The organism is Deltaproteobacteria bacterium (genome assembly GCA_016874755.1).
In the GTDB taxonomy this organism is placed as follows: domain Bacteria; phylum Desulfobacterota; class Binatia; order UBA9968; family UBA9968; genus DP-20.
This window is the reverse complement of the sequence record VGTH01000002.1, coordinates 166,480-184,248: the sequence shown is the minus strand read 5'-3', so window position 1 is coordinate 184,248 and position 17,769 is coordinate 166,480. Positions and strand designations below refer to the sequence as shown.

13 protein-coding genes are annotated in these 17,769 nt (G+C 58.0%); 9 read left to right on the top strand and 4 right to left on the bottom strand.

The genetic code is table 11. The features are described from left to right. Positions 1-3: 3 nt before the first annotated feature. From FJ145_01985 to FJ145_01970, 4 genes are all read right to left on the bottom strand, one after another. Positions 4-1,005: an ABC transporter substrate-binding protein gene (locus FJ145_01985; protein MBM4260188.1), complete on the bottom strand. Its 1,002-nt coding sequence runs from the start codon at positions 1,003-1,005 to the stop codon at positions 4-6. Positions 1,006-1,015: 10 nt separating this feature from the next. Continuing rightward, complete coding sequence (locus FJ145_01980) at positions 1,016-1,777, bottom strand: ABC transporter permease (protein MBM4260187.1); 762 nt, start codon at positions 1,775-1,777, stop codon at positions 1,016-1,018. A gap of 95 nt (positions 1,778-1,872) precedes the next feature. Continuing rightward, on the bottom strand, positions 1,873-2,730 hold the full coding sequence (locus FJ145_01975) for an ABC transporter ATP-binding protein (GenBank protein ID MBM4260186.1): 858 nt from the start codon (positions 2,728-2,730) through the stop codon (positions 1,873-1,875). Between the two features lie 115 nt (positions 2,731-2,845). Then, entirely contained in the window at positions 2,846-4,279 is a 1,434-nt protein-coding gene (locus FJ145_01970) for a UbiD family decarboxylase (protein ID MBM4260185.1), read from the bottom strand. A gap of 120 nt (positions 4,280-4,399) precedes the next feature. Between FJ145_01970 and FJ145_01965 the strand changes: the two genes are divergently transcribed. From FJ145_01965 to FJ145_01925, 9 genes are all read left to right on the top strand, one after another. Continuing rightward, positions 4,400-5,386, top strand: coding sequence for an LLM class flavin-dependent oxidoreductase (locus FJ145_01965; GenBank protein ID MBM4260184.1), 987 nt, complete (start codon positions 4,400-4,402; stop codon positions 5,384-5,386). Positions 5,387-5,477: 91 nt separating this feature from the next. After that, on the top strand, positions 5,478-6,824 hold the full coding sequence (locus tag FJ145_01960; protein MBM4260183.1) for a UbiD family decarboxylase: 1,347 nt from the start codon (positions 5,478-5,480) through the stop codon (positions 6,822-6,824). A gap of 113 nt (positions 6,825-6,937) precedes the next feature. After that, positions 6,938-7,807 carry a xanthine dehydrogenase family protein subunit M gene (locus FJ145_01955; GenBank protein MBM4260182.1) on the top strand — a complete coding sequence of 290 codons (870 nt, stop codon included), beginning with the start codon at positions 6,938-6,940 and terminating at the stop codon, positions 7,805-7,807. A gap of 3 nt (positions 7,808-7,810) precedes the next feature. Further along, the gene (locus FJ145_01950; protein MBM4260181.1) at positions 7,811-8,275 is read left to right on the top strand and encodes a (2Fe-2S)-binding protein; all 465 of its coding nucleotides are present in this window, start codon (positions 7,811-7,813) and stop codon (positions 8,273-8,275) included. 61 nt (positions 8,276-8,336) lie between these two features. Beyond that, complete coding sequence (locus FJ145_01945) at positions 8,337-10,673, top strand: xanthine dehydrogenase family protein molybdopterin-binding subunit (GenBank protein MBM4260180.1); 2,337 nt, start codon at positions 8,337-8,339, stop codon at positions 10,671-10,673. Between the two features lie 16 nt (positions 10,674-10,689). Continuing rightward, positions 10,690-11,124, top strand: coding sequence for a tetratricopeptide repeat protein (locus FJ145_01940; GenBank protein ID MBM4260179.1), 435 nt, complete (start codon positions 10,690-10,692; stop codon positions 11,122-11,124). Between the two features lie 152 nt (positions 11,125-11,276). After that, positions 11,277-12,947, top strand: a complete 1,671-nt coding sequence (locus FJ145_01935; GenBank protein ID MBM4260178.1) for a TolC family protein — start codon at positions 11,277-11,279, stop codon at positions 12,945-12,947. A 53-nt stretch (positions 12,948-13,000) separates the two neighbouring features. Next, the gene (locus tag FJ145_01930) at positions 13,001-14,515 is read left to right on the top strand and encodes an efflux RND transporter periplasmic adaptor subunit (GenBank protein ID MBM4260177.1); all 1,515 of its coding nucleotides are present in this window, start codon (positions 13,001-13,003) and stop codon (positions 14,513-14,515) included. Then, positions 14,512-17,763 (top strand): efflux RND transporter permease subunit, encoded by a 3,252-nt coding sequence (locus FJ145_01925; protein MBM4260176.1) that lies wholly within the window; start codon positions 14,512-14,514, stop codon positions 17,761-17,763. Before FJ145_01930 ends, FJ145_01925 begins: the two co-directional genes overlap by 4 nt. The last annotated feature ends 6 nt before the right edge of the window (positions 17,764-17,769 follow it).

The following is a 17,769-nucleotide window of genomic DNA, read 5'->3' as shown; positions in this document are numbered from 1 at the left end:
TCCTTATTTCTTTACGCCAATCTTCTTCAACACTTTTTCCAGCGGCGCGGTTTCAAAGGCTTGAGCGAAGGTCACCGCGTCTTTCTTCAAGAGGCCGGCCTCTTCGAAGAATTTGATGCTGGCATTGCCGCGTTCTTTGCCGGCGCCGGCGTTGACGTCCCAGATCCGCAACTCGCGATAGCTCTTGGCGATGGCGTCGATCAGCTCCGGTTTGGTCTCCGGCAGCAATCGCAGCGCGTGTTCTTTCACCAGCGCGGGTTTCTCGTCAAGCAGGCGATGGGCGCGCAGCAGCGCTTCAAGCACGGCTTCGACGACTGGGCCGTTTTGTTGAAGGTAGTCGACGCGCGAGAAATACATCGAGCCGATCAACTGCGGAAAGGTCTTGGCGTAGGAGGTCAACACGTGAAACTGGCCAGGCTTGCTATTCAAGATATTGATCACGTCGCCGATCTCGGCGGGCGTGGCGTCGAGTTGGCCGCGCATCAGCGCTTCGGCGCGCACGTCGGAGCCCGGTATGATCATCCACTGGGGATTGATCTTATAATGTTGCGCCATCCACTTGACCAGCGCTTCGGTGACTGTGACCGGCGCGTGGTAGCCGACTCTTTTGCCGTCGAGTTGCTTGGGGTCTTTGACCGATACGGGCGCCACCAGCTGCCACTCGTTGCGCACCTGCTCGGCGATGATCCGCGCGTTCAGCCCGCTTTCAACCGCTTTCATGACCGCGATGCCTGCGGCGGTGCCCATGTCCGCCTCACCGGCGACCACCGCCTGCACGGCCAAGTCGGTCTTCGGAAAAAAAGTCGGCACGACTTCGATGCCCTGTTTCTTCAACTGTTCCCAAGCGAGCAGCGACGGAATGTCACCCATGTCCGCTGATGACGGGTAGGCGAAGCGCACTTTTTTCTGCGCCTGAGCCTCGCTGCCCCAGACCAAGGCCAAGGCGACTAGCACGAGCCACGCGGCGGTTTTGGCAAACGACCTGATCATAAAAACTCCTCCCATAGTAAGGGGTTTATTCGACGGCGACTTCTACTTTCCATCCAGTTAGACGTTGGTCGACCATTTGAACTAGCTTCATGGTGATCATGGCGACGATAAGAATGGTCAAAATCACGGCGAAAAGCGAATCGGTGGCGAAGGCCGAGCCATATTGCATGATCATGGCGCCAATGCCGGTGAGCGTGAGCAGCATCTCGGCGGTGACCATGCCTTTGACCGCGCGCCCCATGCCGAGGCGCACGCCGGCCATGATGGCCGGCATGGCGGCGGGCAGAATGATCTTGCGAAAAACTTCGTGCTCGCGCGCGCCGAAGGAGTGGGCCATCTCGACCAAGACCCGGTCGACCTGCTTAACCCCGGTCATGGTGTTGATGATGATCACAAAGACGGCAAAAAGAAAAACCACCGCGATGCGCGACTGCACGCCGAGGCCGAGCCACATGATGAGCACGGGGACGAAAGCGGTGGTCGGCGCAGACATGAGTGAATTGACATAAAGATCGAGAAAATGCTCGACGGCGCGAAAGCGGCCCATTAGTAAGCCGATGATGATGCCGACGAAGACCGCCAGAAAAAATCCCGCGGCGAGGGTCCATAGGCTGGCCGTGAGGTTGGTGAGCAGCTTGCCGCTGGCAAAGAGCTTCCACCAGGCAAGGCCGATTTGCGACAGCGGCGGGATTAACTGCGAGTCCATGACGCGGCCGGCCACTTCCCAGACCACGGCGAGGGAAATGATTGAGAGGACGTTGATGTTGAAGCGATTTAGCGATGGCATCGCTGGATCTCGGATATTGTCTCGCGCAGAGGCGCAAAGGACGCAAAGTTCGGATTTATTCTACTTAGCTATGCTAGGGCCCCTTGCAATGCAAACTACGCCTTCACACTGGAACCGACTTTGGAATTTGGAACCTCGAACTCGGAGCCTTGGACTTGCGCGCTGCGTGGGCCGCGGTGGCCGTTCTCCATATTTTTCTTCAAGCTGTCCCAAATGTAGTTGGTCAAGTCGACGAATTTGGCATCGCGGCGCACGTCGTCGGCGATGCGCGGGCGCGGCAGCGGCACCTCTAGTATCTCGGCAATTTTCCCTGGGCGCGGTGTCATGACGACCACGCGGTCCGAAAGATAGACCGCTTCGTCCATGCTGTGGGTGATGAAAACGACGGTCTTGCGCTCGCGTTGCCAGAGCTCCAGCAAGTCCTCCTGCAAAAGCTGGCGCGTCTGGGCATCGACCGCGCCGAAGGGCTCGTCCATGAGCAGGATTTTTGGACTTACCGCGAGAGCGCGAGCGAGGCCGGCGCGCTGCTGCATGCCGCCGGAAAGCTCGTGTGGGTAGTGGTTGGCGAAGTCGGCCAGGCCCACGCGCTTTAGAAAATCGTGGGCGATCTCGCTCCGTTCTTTGGGCGCGATGTGGCGGAACTCTAGGCTAAATTCGACGTTGGCTTGCACTGTGCGCCAGGGCAGTAGAGCGAATGTCTGAAAGACAACCGCGCGATCCGGTCCCGGTCCGCGGACCGGTTTTCCGTCGATCGAGATAGTGCCGCTATCGTATGGGATTAAGCCGTCGATCATCTTGAGCAGCGTGGTCTTGCCGCAGCCGCTCGGCCCGATGATGCTGAGAAACTCGTTCTCGCGAATCGAAAGATTGACGTTGGACAGCGCTTCAACTTTGCTGGTGCTGTCTTTGACGGTCTTCTGGTAAATTTTAGAGACCCCTTGGATCTCAAGCATGCGTCCTCGCTACGCTCGGAATTCCAGATTCCCGATTCCAAATTCCAGATCGTGCGTATTTGGAATAATTTAGAATCTGTAATTTGGAATTTGGAATGCCGAGTCGTTGACTCGGCTATTTCCCGGTTATCGCTTTGTCGTCTTTGCCGGGCTCGTAGGGCCGGGTGTCGCGATTTAAGTCGATTTTTTTCAGCACCGCGTCCGGCGCCTGGGCTTCTTGGGGGAAGTCGTAGGGCGGCAGCGGCTTGGTGGCGTCGAAGATTAATTTAGTTTCCATCGGGCCGCGCTCCAGCCGATTGTAGCCATAGGCGGTCGGGTTCAAGTGCGAGCCGATGATGTGCGGGATGACGACCAGGTCGCGGTCGGCTTGGAAGCGCATGGCCAGGGCCCACAGCACTTGGGTTTCGTTGAAGACATCGACGTCTTCGTCGACGACGATGACATGTTTAATATTCGGGTCGGTGACGATGGCGCCGAGGGCCGCTTGTTTGGGATCGCCTTCGGCGCGTTTCTTGACCGAGATGTAGCAGTGCGAGCGCGCTGCACCGGAGATCGGTAAATTCACGGCGGTGGTACTCGGCACGACTTCCTGGACGCGCTTCAACAAGCTGCCCAGGCGTGGCGCGGCGCCGATGATGTTGTGCTCGATGTGGGCGCTGTGGATGCTCTGGTAAATCGGGTTCTTGCGCATGGTGATGCAGCTGACTTCGATGAACGGGCATTCGCCTTCTTTGTAGTAGTAATGCGGCCATTCGCCGAAGGGGCCTTCGTACTGGCGTTTTTTCGGCGGCACCTTGCCTTCGACAATGATCTCGCAGTCGGCCGGCACCATGAGATCCACCGTCTCGGCTTTGACGACGCGCAGCGGCTCGCCGAGAAACGCGCCGGCGATTTCCAGCTCCGAGCCGACGCCGGCCTGTTTGCTGACTGCGGCCATGTTCAACGCCGGGTGATGGCCGATGCAGAGCGCCACTTCCATGGACTCGTTGTTTTCTTCGTATTCGGCGCGGACGTAGTTGGCATGATTCGCTGGGTTGATCATCACACCGAGTTGACGTTTGCCCTGCTTCTGATGGCGGTAGATACCGACATTGACCGCGCCGGTGCCGCGCTCTTTGCAGATCATCGCCGCAGCGTTGATGTAAGCGCCGGCGTCGCCTTCGTTGTGGGTCAGCACGGGGAGCAGGTCGAGGTCGACTTGGTCGCCTTTCAAGATTACTTCTTTGCAAGGCGCGTCTTTGGCGGAGATTTCTTTCACCGGCAGGGGTTGATGCTCGCGATGCGCCAAGTCGCGCACCATCTGCGGCACGTTGGGTGAGCCGAGGGCCAAGGCGAGGCGCTCGTAGGTGGCGCCAAGATTCACAATGGCGGGAAACTTCGATCCTTTGACGTTTTTGAAGAATACGAGGGGAAATTTGTTTTCGCGTTCGAAGCGCTCAACGATTCCCGTGACCTCGTAAACCGGATCGACTTCTTTGTCGACGACGACGACATCCTTGGGTCGCTTCTCCAATAGATCGTCCAAATAGCTGCGCAGGTCCTTAGCCATCTTTAACTTCCTCCAAAAATTCGCTGCGAATCGGTCTTATCCCTTTACATTTCATAGATGTTGTCTTCTATCAAGGATTGCTTGACAGTGTAAAGCGGTTCTTCTAACACTGAACCAGCCATGCAAAACTTGCCGGTCAAATGGGGCTTAAGCTTGCCCAATCGCGGCGCGCTGTTTGGTCTCACCGATCTCGACGAGTTGATCCAAACTGCGGCGTACGCCGAGCAAACCGGCGTGTTCGAGTCGGTCTGGTTTGGCGACAGTTTGATTCACAAGCCGCGCTTAGAAGCCATTACAATGCTCGCGGCGATCGCAACCCACACGAAAAAGGTCCGTTTGGGAACGATCTGCATGGCGTCGTTTCCGGTGCGCCATCCGGTGCTGTTGGCGATCCAATGGGCGACGCTGGATCAGCTGTCGCAAGGCCGCTCGCTGCTTGGCGTCTGCATCGGCGGCGGCCATGAAGGCGAGCTGCGCGCCTTCGGTATCAAGAAGGAGGAGCGCGTCGGCCGCATGCGCGAGGGCATCGAGCTTTTGCGCCAGATCTGGAGCGACACGCCGACGTCGTTCCGCGGCAAGTATTACACACTGGAAAATTACAACATCGTGCCTAAGCCGGTGCAGAAGCCGCCGCCGATCTGGATTGCCGTTAGCCCCGATCGCGAGCAGGCCGGTGACAAGACCGTCGATCAAGCGATGCGCCGGGTGGGTTTGCTCGCCGACGGCTACATCACCATGGGTGTTACCGCCGAAGAAATGGGCAAGCGACTGAAAGTCATTGAGCAGGGAGCGCAAGAGAGCGGCAAGGATTTGTCGAATTTCGAAGTGGCAATTCACGGCATGGTCAACATTAACGAGGACCGGCAGTTGGCCTATCGGCAGGCAAAAGACTACTTCAATCATTACTACGGCCCGACGTATCCGCCGGAAAAATTAATCAAAGTCTGGCTCGCGCACGGCACGCCGAAGGATTGCGCCGGGTTGATTCAAGAGTGGATCGACATGGGCATCCGCACGCCGGTACTGCGCTTTACCGCGAACGATCAAAAAGGCCAGGTGAGACGGTTTTGCGAGGAAGTGTTGCCGTTGCTGAAAAGACTGGAGTGATGGAGTATTGGAGTGGTGGAGTTTTGGGTCCGGAATCCGAAGCCCATTACTCCACATACTCCAATACTGCAATTGAATTTCGAGGTTCCTTATGTTCGACGATCTAAGAGGTTTTCTCGCCCATCTGGACGACTTGGGGCAACTCAAGCGGGTCAAAGACGAAGTCAGCGTCAAGCACGAAATTGCCGCCGGCATCCGCAAGGCTTCGGACATCCAGGGGCCGGCGCTGTTGTTTGAAAACGTCAAAGGGTATCCCGGATGGAATGTGCTCGGCGGTTTGTTCGCCACACGCAAGTTGGTCGCGCTTGGACTCGGTGTGCCGCAGGAGCAAATCGCTGAGCGCTACGCCACCCTCGAAGAAAAGCGCATCCCGCCGGAAATGGTTGCCACCGGGCCGGTGAAAGAGATCAAATGGACCGGCGATCAGATCGATCTGACCAAGCTGCCGATTGTCACCCACGCGAGCAAAGACATCGGACCTTACGTGACGATCGGCGTGCAGATCGGCAAAGATCCCGATTCCGGTGTGCGCAATGTCTCCGTGCATCGCATGCTGGTGCTTGGCAAAGATAAGCTTTCGCTCTGGGCGCCGGCGGATCATCATCTCGGTAGAATGATTCTAATGGCCGAGGAACGGGAAAAAGGTTTGGAAGTCGCGACCGCGGTAGGTGTCGACCCGACGATTGTCATTGCGTCGCAAGCCAAGGTTCCCTACGGCATCGACGAGTTTCACGTCGCCGGCGGCCTGCGCGGTTCCGCCGTCAAGCTCACCAAATGCGAGACCATTGATGTCGAGGTGCCGGCGTTTGCCGAAGTTATTATTGAAGGCGTGACCATTCCAGGCGAGCGGGTGCCGGACGGCCCGTATGGGGAATACCCTGGCTGCTACAGCGACGCCAAGCAAGCGCCGGTGGTGCAAGTGACCGCGATCACCATGCGCAAAAACCCGATCTGGCAGACCGCGCTCACTGGCATGCCGGTCACGGAAAACCACACGCTGATCGAATGGGGCAACGCCGCGGTGGTCGAGCGCGAGATCAAAAAGATCGTGCCGGAAGTCAAAGGCATCAACATGACGCCCGGCGGCACGTTTCGGCATCATGTTGTGGTATCGATCAAGAAGCGCGCTGAAAACGAGGGGCGCAATGTTATTCTGGCGTTATTATCGCTGGCGATCGGCTTGAAGCAGGTGATCGTTGTCGACGAGGACATCGATCCCTTCAATCCGCAGGATGTCGATTGGGCAATGGCGACGCGCTTTCAGGCGGATAAAGATACGATCATCATTCCGCGGCTCGCCTGCTCGACGCTAGATCCGTCTTGCCCCGAGCCGCGCGTGACCGCGGGATTGGGCATCGATGCGACGGCGCCGATGAAGGATCACTGGCGCTTTGAGAAGGTGGAGATACCGGGCGTCGATAAGGTGAAATATATTTGAAGGACGGAAGAGGATTTTCTCGCGCAGAGGCGCTGAGGGCGCAGAGCTGAGAATAATTTAAGTTTCCGAACTCTGCGTCCTTAGCGGTCTCCGCGCGCGGATGTCTTAGATCCATGAAAAACTTCGACTACCTCGAACCGACCACGGTCAACGAAGCCTGCGCGTTGCTCAAACAGCACGGCGGCGACGCCAAGGTTTATGCCGGCGGCGCCTATCTTGGCATTGTGATGAAGCAAGGGTTGCTGGAGCCGAAGGCGCTGGTGAATATAAAAAAGATCGATGCGCTGAAGGGGATTCGCTTCGACGCCAAAGAGGGGCTGATCATTGGCGCTCTGGTTACTCATCGCGAGTTGGAAACTTCGGCGCTGGCGCGAGAGAAGTTTCCAGTGCTTTGCGAAGCGGAAAAAGAAGTTGCCAACATCCGCGTGCGCCATGTTGCTACCGTCGGCGGCAATCTTGCCTCCGGTGAGCCGCTGACGGATTTGGCGCAAATTTTCATGGCGCTCGACGGTAAAGTGAAGATCGCTTCACCTGCGGGTGAGCGGGTGTTGTCGCTCGATGACTTTTTCGTCGATTATTATCAGACGAGTTTGGCGGAGGATGAAATTCTTACCCAGGTGGTTTTGCCATCGCTACCGGCGCGCTCGGGCATCGATTACGTTCGATTTTCCAGCAGTTCGGTCGTTGACAAACCGAGTGTCGGCGTCTGCGCGCGGGTCACGCTCGACGGTGAAGTTTGCAAGGCGGTAAGAATCGTTCTGGGCTGCGTTGGTGCGACGCCGATCCGGGCCAGAAAAGGTGAAGAACTGCTGGTTGGAAAGAAGTTGGACACGAATTGGATCGAGCAAGCCGCGCGGTCGGCAGCCGAAGAATGCAAACCGATCAGCGACATTCGTGGATCGGAGCGCTATAAGCGCGCTGTGGTGCGGGCGCTGACGAAACGGGCAGTGACCGCAGCTTATGAAAGGGCGTTGCGCAGCTAGCCCATGAAGAAATCTATTTCATTGAGGGTCAACGACCAAGAACGCAACCTTGAGGTCGAGCCGCGCACGACTTTATTAGAAGCCGTGCGCGACCAGCTGGGCCTTACCGGAGCGAAACTTGGCTGCGATATCCAAGTTTGTGGCGCGTGCACTTTGCTGCTCGACGGCAAGCCGGTGAGCGCTTGCTCGGTGCTGGCGGTCGATGCGGAGGGCTGTTCGATTACTTCCATCGAAGGCTTGAGCCAGGGCGACACACTGCACCCTATTCAACAAGCGTTCATGGAGTTCGGCGCGCTACAGTGCGGTTATTGCACGTCGGGGTTTATTCTAACGGCGAAAGCCCTGTTCGACGAAAATCCCAAGCCATCGGAGCAGGAGATTCGCGAATATCTGGCGGGGAATTTTTGTCGCTGCGGTTGCTATCAGGAGATTATGCAAGCGTTGAAGAACGTAAGACGTGAGGGGTAAGGCGTGAGACGATTTCTGGAACCCCTAACCCCTTACGCCTCACCCCTTAAGAGGATTTAGCATGGAGCCCACCGAAATCGGTAGAACCTATCGCCGGCTCGATTACGAGACCAAAGTCACCGGCCAGGCGCAGTATCTGGCGGATATGAGCGTGCCGGGCATGTGCCACGGCAAGATTCTACGCAGCCCGTTTCCCCATGCGCGGATCAAGCGCATCGATGCTGCCAAAGCGCGTAAACATCCGGGTGTGGTGGCGGTGATTACCCGCGACGATATTTTGCAGGACCAGGGCATCGAGCCGTTTTATGGGCCGGTGTTCAAAGATCAGACCATCGTTGCGACGGAAAAGGTCCGCCATGTCGGCGATCCGGTGGCGGCGGTGGCCGCGTTGACTGCCGACGCAGCGGATGAAGCGCTGCGCTTGATCGAAGTGGACTACGAAGAATTGCCGGCGGTGCTCAACGTGCAGGATGCGCTCAAGTCGGGCGCGACGTTGGTGCACGAGTCGGTCAAGCTGCCGAGTTCAGGCTTCGCCGATCTGGCTGAGATCAAACCGATCGACGGCACCAACATTTGCACGCACTTCAAGCTCGACCGCGGCGATATCAAGAGAGGCTTCGCCGAATCCGATCAAATCTTCGAAGATACTTTCACATTGCCGGCCACCCAGCATAGTTTTTTGGAAACCCATGCCTGCATCGCGTCGGTGGAGCCGGGCGGGCGCATTACTGTTTGGGCGACGACGCAGAATCCGTTCGTGGTGCGCACCCAGCTCGCCAATATTTTCAAAGTGCCGGTGTCGAAGGTACGGATCATCGTGCCCTACCTGGGCGGCGGCTACGGCGGCAAAGTTTATCCGAAAGTCGAGCCGATCACCGTAGCGCTGGCGCAAAAGGCGAAACGGCCGGTGCGCGTGGTGCTGTCGCGCGAAGAAGTTTTCTACACCATCACCAAGCACGCCGCGGTGATTCGCATGAAGACCGGCGTAAAAAACGACGGCACCGTACTGGCGCGGGAGTGCGAGATTCATCTCGACACCGGCGCCTATGCCGAGATCGGCCCGCGGGTGGCGAAGAAGTCTGGCTACACGGCGGCGGGGCCGTATCGGATTCCCAATCTCAAGATCGATTCGTACTCCGTTTACACGAACAAACCGCCGGCGGGAGCGTTCCGCGGATTTGGTGTTTCGCAATCCGCTTGGGCAGTCGAGTCGCAGATGGACATCATCGCCGCGGCGTTGAAAATCGACCCGCTCGAGCTGCGCTTGAAGAACGGCTACAACGAGGGCGACAAGTTCGTCACCGAAGAGACGCTGCGCGCGGTGGGGTTGAAGGAGTGTATCACTGCCGTTGCTGATTCGATTGGATGGGAACGGCAAGACAGACTTCGAGACGCGGAGACGCGGGGACTCGGAGATCAGGAAAACCGGTCAAGCGTGCGGCGCGGCAAAGGGCTTGCTGCGATGATTAAGGCGACGATTACTCCGTCGATTTCTTGCGCTGTCGTCAAGATGAATGAGGATGCGAGCCTGTCGATCTACGCCGGCACAGTGGAGATGGGGCAGGGGTCGGAGACGGTTTTGGCGCAGATCGCTGGCAAAGAGCTCGGCATTCCGATGGCGAATATCCAAGTCCTCGGCGTCGATACCGACGTCGTGCCGTACGATTTGACGACTTCGTCGAGCCGCTCGACGTTTCACATGGGCAAAGCGGTGCAGCTGGCGGCACAGCATATCCAGCGCCAGTTGCAAGAAATCGTCGCCAAGGAATACAACGTGCCGCTCGATAAGATCAGCTTTGCCGACGGCAAGATTCGTCTGCCGGAAACTGTGCTCGACTATTCGGAAGTCATGTTCAAGCGCTTCGGCATGCAGGGCGGCACGCTGGTCGGCGATGGGCAGGTGAAAACATCGACTAAGAATGACTTCGGCGAAAAAAGCACCTCGGCTTTTTGGTTCATCGCCGCCGGTGCGGCGGAGGTCGAAGTCGATATCGATACGGGCAAGTTTAAGCTACTCAAGTACGCGACAGCGGTGGACGTCGGCAAAGCGCTCAATCCTTTGGGCTGCCGACAGCAGCTCGCCGGCGCGGTGATCACCGGCATCGGCCAAGCGATCTTCGAGGAGATCGCCTACGACAACGGGCAATTGATCAATCCCAACTTAGTCGATTATGTTTTGCCCTCGCTGGGTGATATGCCGCCGGTGATCGATCCGATCGCGGTCGAGACTCCCGACCCGAACGGACCCTTCGGCGCCAAGGGCATCGGCGAGAGCGCGCTGATCCCGGTGGCGCCGGCGATCGCTAATGCGATCTTCGATGCCTGCGGTGTGCGCATCAAAGATTTGCCGATCAAAGCGGAAAAAATATTTTTGGCGTTAGAGGATCAACGCGGATAGGACGAATGACACTGATATGACAAATAGATGGCGTCTCCCAGTTGCCTTCGTTTTGATCATCAGCTTGTCGGGTTGTTTGGGTGAGACCCTGGAGCGGCAGGCGGAACAAATTCGCCAGCAGAACCAAGAGCTCGCCAAGCAGCGTCAGGACATTGAGGCGCTGAAAGCCGGCAAGCAAGTTCAGGATCAAAAGCAACAAGATTGCAGCCGCGCTTTTCGTGACTACTTTGACAAGGCGCAAAGCTCCACCGATCCAGAGCAGACCGTCGCGCTTTATCGCGATGGTCTGGCGCTTTGCCCCGATGATGAAATCGCCCACTACGAGTTGGGCCGTGTGCTCGCTGAGCGCGGCCGCAACGCCGAAGCCGAAAAAGAATTCGAAGCGGCGCTCAAGATCAATCCGGGCTTCGGTGACGCGCGCCGCCAGCTCGAACTTTTGCGCAAACGCTAATTCGGCGCATGCGCCGCAAACCAGCCGCCCCGCTTGCCACAAGTCTGCTCGGTTCGCTCCTTGGGTAGGCCCCCAGGATATATCTAAATACCTATTTTAATTTGCCAAAAAAAGAGTATAAGGTTGACGCCGCTGCTCTCAGGGAGAGGGGTATGATCGGGTTGGGCCTTAAATTTCGAACGTTTAACATATGCGGGCTGACGCTTTTTGCGTTCCTGTTGTGGCCTACCTGGGCGCGACCTGCGGCTAGCCCGGCCGACAACGCGACCATCTATTATCGCATCAAGGCGGGGGACCATCTCACGCGTATTTTGCGCGAACAGCTCAACTTTAGTGACGAGAGCAAACTGCAGCAGTACACAGCGCAATTAAATCAGCTCAATCCCGGGCGCCAGCGTTGGGACAACTTGCGTGAAGGCGAGCTGATTCGTTTGCCGGTGCAGGAAAAAGCGCCGTCACCGACCGAGCCGCAGCGAACTATCGAGCTTGCAGCAGCGGCGCCGGCTACGCCGCCATCATTGACGGGCCAGAAGACTGCCCCAGGAGTGGCAAGCACCGCTACGCCAACCGAGCCAACGCAGCCTCAAACGCCGCCGGCGAACCTGTTGACGCTCGATGACGCGCTCTTGATCGCGCTCGCCAATCATCCCAACCTGAGTGCCGCGCGCGAGCGCATCTACGCCCAGCGAGCTGTGGTCGGACAACAGATGGCGGCTTATTTCCCCACGTTGACGATGACCGACCGCTATCAGACCGGCAACCAAAGCGGCGGCTCCAACATCGCCGCCAGCGCCTCTGACTTTTTTTCGGTGCAATTTAGTACGACGTTTACCCTTTATAATTTTGGCAAACGCGAAGGCGCGGTGCAGGCGGCGCGCGAAACGTTGAGCGCGCAGGGGCACAACTTCAAGACCACCACCGACGCCGTCGTGCTCGGCGTCAAGACCGCGTACTACGGTTATTTGCAAGCACGGGCGATTGTGAACGTACGCGAAGAGTCGGTTAAGAGCCGTGATTTGCTGCTCAAACAGGCGCGCGGGTTTTTTGAGGTTGGCACCCGCGCGAGGATCGACGTCGCCCGTGCGGAGTCGGATTATTTTACCGCGTTGGCAGATGAGATCACCGCGCGCAACGCCGTTCAGGTAGCTTGGGTGACATTGAAGAATGCGCTCGGTTTGCGCGATTTGCCTGACCGTCCTTTGGCCGAAGAAGCGATCGTGACCGACATCCGTTATTCGTCGAACGAGGCGCGCGAGTTGGCCTATCAGACTCGGCCCGAGCTAAAAAGCTTTGAAGCGCAACTCAGAGCACAGGATCAAAACATTGCCGTAGCCCGGCGCGGCCATCTGCCCGATTTAACTTTCGACGGCAACTATGCGAGGAGGCATGTCAGTAACGAGGTCGTTAACAAGAATACGGTTAACACCTTTCCGCTGAAACCGAGCTGGCAAGTGCAGCTGACTCTAAGTCTGCCAATCTTCGATGGCTTGCGCACCACCAACCGAGTCGATGAAACTCTGCACAATTATTCCGTCATCAAGGCGCAGGAAGAACAGCAAAGGCAGCAGGTTGCCCTCGATGTGGAGCAGAGCTATCTTCGTTTGGTGGAACTGCGCGAGCGCATTAAGGCCAATGAGGCGGCCGCCAAAGCGGCAAGGGAAAACCTCGACCTGGCTCGTGGCAGATACGAAGTTGGGGTTGGCTCCATTATAGAGGTTTCTGATGCTCAGGTGCGCTACGCCGACGCACAAACGACCTATGTCCGAGCTCTTTACGACTATAAGATTGCCGATGCCCAGTTCACGCGGGCCATTGGTTTGTGAGTATTTTGAGGAAAGAACAGGCAAGCAAGCCGTGATTTAGGAGAGCTGGTTCTATGAGGCGTTCGCTTTGGGCCGTTGCGCTCCTGTTGGTAGTTGGCGGATTTGTTGGTTTTCAGCAATACTCCTCCTGGTCGCTAAACAAACCTGCGGTCAAAGGCGAAGGCGTTGCCGCCGCGCCGGAGGGCGGAGAAAAGGGCGGTGCAGGCGGTGCCGGGCGCGGCCAAGGCAAGGGCGAGGGCAAGGGTGGTGGCGGCCGCGGTGCTGGCGGGCGCGGTCGCGAAGCCGTCCCGGTGCTGGTCGCAACAGCCGCGCAAAAGTCGATCCCCTTGCAGATTCGCGCCGTTGGTAACGCCGAGCCTTACGCCACGGTGTCGGTCAAGAGCCAAGTCACCGGTGTGCTGCAAAAAGCCCATTTCAAGGAAGGCCAAGACGTCAAACAAGGCCAGCTTCTGTTCACCATCGATGCCCGTCCCCTCGAAGCGACGTTAAAACAAGCCGAAGCGACGCTGGCGCGTGACACGGCGCAGCTGCAAAACGCTCGCGAGCAGGCGCGGCGCTACGCCGAGCTGGTCGAAAAGCAGTACGTCTCACGCGAACAATACGAACAGATTCGTACAACTGCCGACGCCCTGGAGTCGACCGTCGCTGCTTCGAAGGCAGCGGTGGAGAACGCCAAAGTTCAGTTGAGCTATTGCTATATTTACGCGCCGATGGATGGCCGGGTTGGCAGCCTGCTGGTTAACGAAGGCAACTTGGTGCGGGTTAACGACGGCGCGCCACTCGTGGTCATCAACCAGGTGAGCCCGATCAACGTTACCTTTTCCGTGCCGGAGCAGCACCTGATCGAACTGAAGCGTTACATGGGGCGCGGTCAGCTCCAGGTGGATGCTGGTTTCAATGCCGACGAGGGTAGGCCGGAGAGAGGCAAACTCGAGTTTGTCGATAACGCGGTTGACCGAGCGACTGGCACGGTCAAGCTCAAGGCGGTGTTCGTCAACAAGCAGCGGCGCCTGTGGCCGGGGCAGTTTGTCAACGTTGCGTTAACGTTAACCGACGAAAAGGGCGTGGTTGTGGTTCCGTCTGAGGCGGTGCAAATCGGGCCGGACGGGCAGCATGTATTTGTCGTCAAAGAGGACCGCCGCGTTGAAGTGCGCCCAGTGACCATTGGCCGCACGACCGAAGGCGAAGCGGTGATTGCGAAGGGCTTGGTGGCGGGCGAACAGGTGGTCCGAGAAGGACAGTTTCTGCTCGGTCCAGGTTCGCGAGTCGAAATCAGAGAACCGACTAAAGAAGGTGGTGAAGGCAAGGGCCAAGGCCGGCGCGGCCGTCGCGGCGGGCAGAAAGCGGACGGTGAAAAGGGTGAGCCAGCCAAAGCCGAGGACGCCGGCAAAGGGGAAATGAAACGTGAACGGAGCGGTGCGAGTCAGGCGGCGGCGGACGGCGAAGTAAAAGAAAAAGCGAGTAGTTCAGGTGAGGAGCAAAAAGGCGAGGGCCGCCGAGGACGGCGCGGCCAAGGCAAGAACGACGGCGAAGCACGAGGCAAAGGCGACGCGCGGGGTGAATCATGAACATGTCTGAGCTGTTTATCCGTCGGCCGGTCACGACCACCCTGGTCATGGTCGGCATTCTCATCTTTGGCATCATGGGCTATCGCGTCTTGCCGGTGAGCGACCTGCCGACCGTGGATTTCCCGACGATTACGGTCAATGCCACGCTGCCTGGCGCGAGCCCGGAGACGATGGCGTCGGCGGTGGCGACGCCGCTGGAAAAGCAGTTCTCGACGATTGCCGGCCTCGATTCGATCAACTCATCGAGCACCCTGGGCCGGACCCAAATTACTTTGCAGTTCGCCTTGAACCGCAACATAGACGCGGCCGCCCAAGACGTGCAGTCGATGATCGCCCGGGCGGCGCGCGAGCTGCCGCCGAACATGCCGAGTCCGCCGTCGTATCGCAAGGTCAATCCCGCCAACAATTCGGTTTTCTTATTGGCGCTCACTTCGGAAACCCTGCCGCTGTCGACTGTGGATGAGTTCGCGCAGAGCATTCTGGCGCAGCGCATTTCGATGGTAAATGGGGTCGCACAAGTCGACGTCTTTGGCTCGCAGAAATACGCCGTGCGCATCCAGCTCGACCCTAATCAATTAGCCGCACGCCAGGTCGGCATCGATGACGTGGTCAACGCCGTGCAGCGTGGCAGCGTCGATCTCCCGGTGGGCACGTTGGATGCGCCGAACCGGGCTTACACTTTGGTTTCCGATGGGCAGCTGGTGAACGCCGCCGGCTATCAAAATCTGGTGGTGACGTATCGCAACGGCGCGCCGGTGCGCGTTCAAGATTTGGGCAAGGCGATCGACAGTGTCGAGAACCGGCGCGTGGCGAGCTGGTTCAACGGCAAGAAGGCGGTCATTCTTGGCATTCAGCGCCAGCCCGGCGCCAACGTCGTCGAGGTCGTCGATGCGGTCAAAGAATTGGTGCCGACACTCAGACAGCAGATTCCGCAATCGATCAAGTTGGACGTTTTCTTCGATCGCACCCAGGCGATTCGTGAGTCGGTGCACGACGTGCAGCTGACTTTGATCGGCACGATCGTGCTGGTCATTTTGGTGATCTTTCTGTTTCTGCGCAACGTCTCGGCGACCATCATTCCTAGTTTGGCGTTGCCGATGTCGATCATCGGCACCTTTGCCGTCATGTACCTGCTCGATTATAGCATGAATAATCTGTCCTTGATGGCGTTGACATTGGCGGTGGGCTTCGTCGTCGACGACGCGATCGTGGTCTTGGAAAATATCGTCCGTCATATGGAGTTGGGCGAAAAACCGTTCGATGCCGCGATCAAGGGCGCCAAAGAGATCGGCTTTACCATTGTGTCGATGACGATCTCGCTGGTCGCCGCGTTTATCCCGATTTTGTTTATGAGCGGCATGCTCGGCCGGCTGTTGCGCGAGTTCGCCGTCACCCTCTGCGTGGCGATCTTGGTCTCGGGATTTATTTCGCTCAGCCTGACGCCGATGCTGTGCAGCCGCTATCTGCGGCCGCCCCATGAGGAGAAACACGGCTGGCTGTATCGGGTGCTTGGAAAGGGTCTCGACAGCATGACCCGCCTCTATGAAGTCACCCTCGGCTGGGTCATGAAACACCGTATAACCACGATGGTCTCTTCGATCCTGGTGCTGGTGGCGACGATCTACATGTTTGGCCTGGTGCCCAAAGGTTTCATTCCCAGCGAAGACATCGGCCAGATTATCGTCAACACCGAAGGCGCCCAGGGCGTCTCCTTCGTCCAGATGGTGCAATACCAACAGCAGATCGCCAGGATCGTCGGCCGCGACCCCAACGTGGAATCCTATATGTCGAGCGTTGGCGTCGGCGGCGCGAGCCTTACCGGCAACACCGGGCGGGTTTTTATGAAGCTTAAAGATCGCTCGGAGCGACCGAAAACCCATTGTACCGAGGGTTGGTTCGGCAAATCGTGCCGTTCGCTGACGGCCGATGAGATTATCCGCGACATGCGGCCGCGCTTGAACCAAGTGCCGGGTATTCGCGCATCGCTGCAGAATCCACCGGTGATCCGCATCGGCGGCCGCATCAGCCGCAGTCAATATCAATTTACGTTGCAAAGCCCCGATTCGACGGAACTCTACAAACACGCGGCGCAGTTTGAAGAAAGAATGCGCGGGCTCACCGATTTGCGCGACGTCGGCAGCGATTTGCAGCTAAAGAATCCGCAATTGTCGGTGGTGCTCGACCGCGAGAAAGCCGCGACCATGGGTGTGACGGCCCAGGGCATCTCACCGCGCATGCTCGAAGAGGCGTTCCAAAACGCCTACGCGTCGCGGCGCATCTCAACGATCAATACGCCGAGTAACCAGTACGACGTGATCGTCGAGCTTGATCCCAAATACCAGGGCGATCCGTCGGCGTTGTCACTGCTTTATATTCGTTCGACCACCGGCCAGCAGGCGGCGGCACAGCCGATGATTCCAGTCGGCGCCATCGCCAAAATCGTCCACAGTGCCGGCCCCATGTCGGTCAATCATTCCGGCCAGCTTTCTTCGGTGACGATCTCTTTTAACTTGCGCGAAGGGGTCGCGCTCGGCGACGTCGTCGATCGGGTCAATCGGCTGGCGCGCGAGAGCCTGCCAGGCTCGATTACCACCAACTTTCAAGGCACGGCGCAGGAGTTTCAGTCGTCGATCAAAAGCTTGTGGTTGCTATTGGCTCTCGCGGTGTTGGTGGTTTATCTAGTCCTGGGAATTCTTTACGAAAGCTTTATCCATCCCCTGACGATCTTGTCGGGTTTGCCTTCGGCCGGCCTCGGCGCATTGATTGCGCTTTACTGGTTTAATATGGATCTGAGCATCTACGCGTTCGTTGGCTTGATCATGCTGATCGGTATCGTCAAGAAGAACGCTATCATGATGATCGACTTCGCCCTCGAAGGGCAGCGCAACGAGGGCAAAGCGCCGGCCCAAGCGATTTACGAAGGGGCGCTGGTGCGATTCCGGCCGATCATGATGACGACCATGGCAGCCATCGTTGGCGCCGTTCCCATCGCGGTTGGCTTGGGCGCCGGGGCCGAAGCGCGGCAGCCGTTGGGAGTAGCCATCGTCGGCGGTTTGATTGTTTCGCAGATTTTGACGCTCTACATTACGCCGGTTGTGTATCTCTACTTGGAGAAGTGTCAACAGATCTTTCTTACTTTGCCGAACATGTTTCGTAGATGGTTTGGCTTAGGCCGGGGCGCCACTGCACCACACGCCGCTGGGGATACCGCGCCAGCGAGGAAATTGGCCTCAGAAAAGGTAGATTAGCGCGCA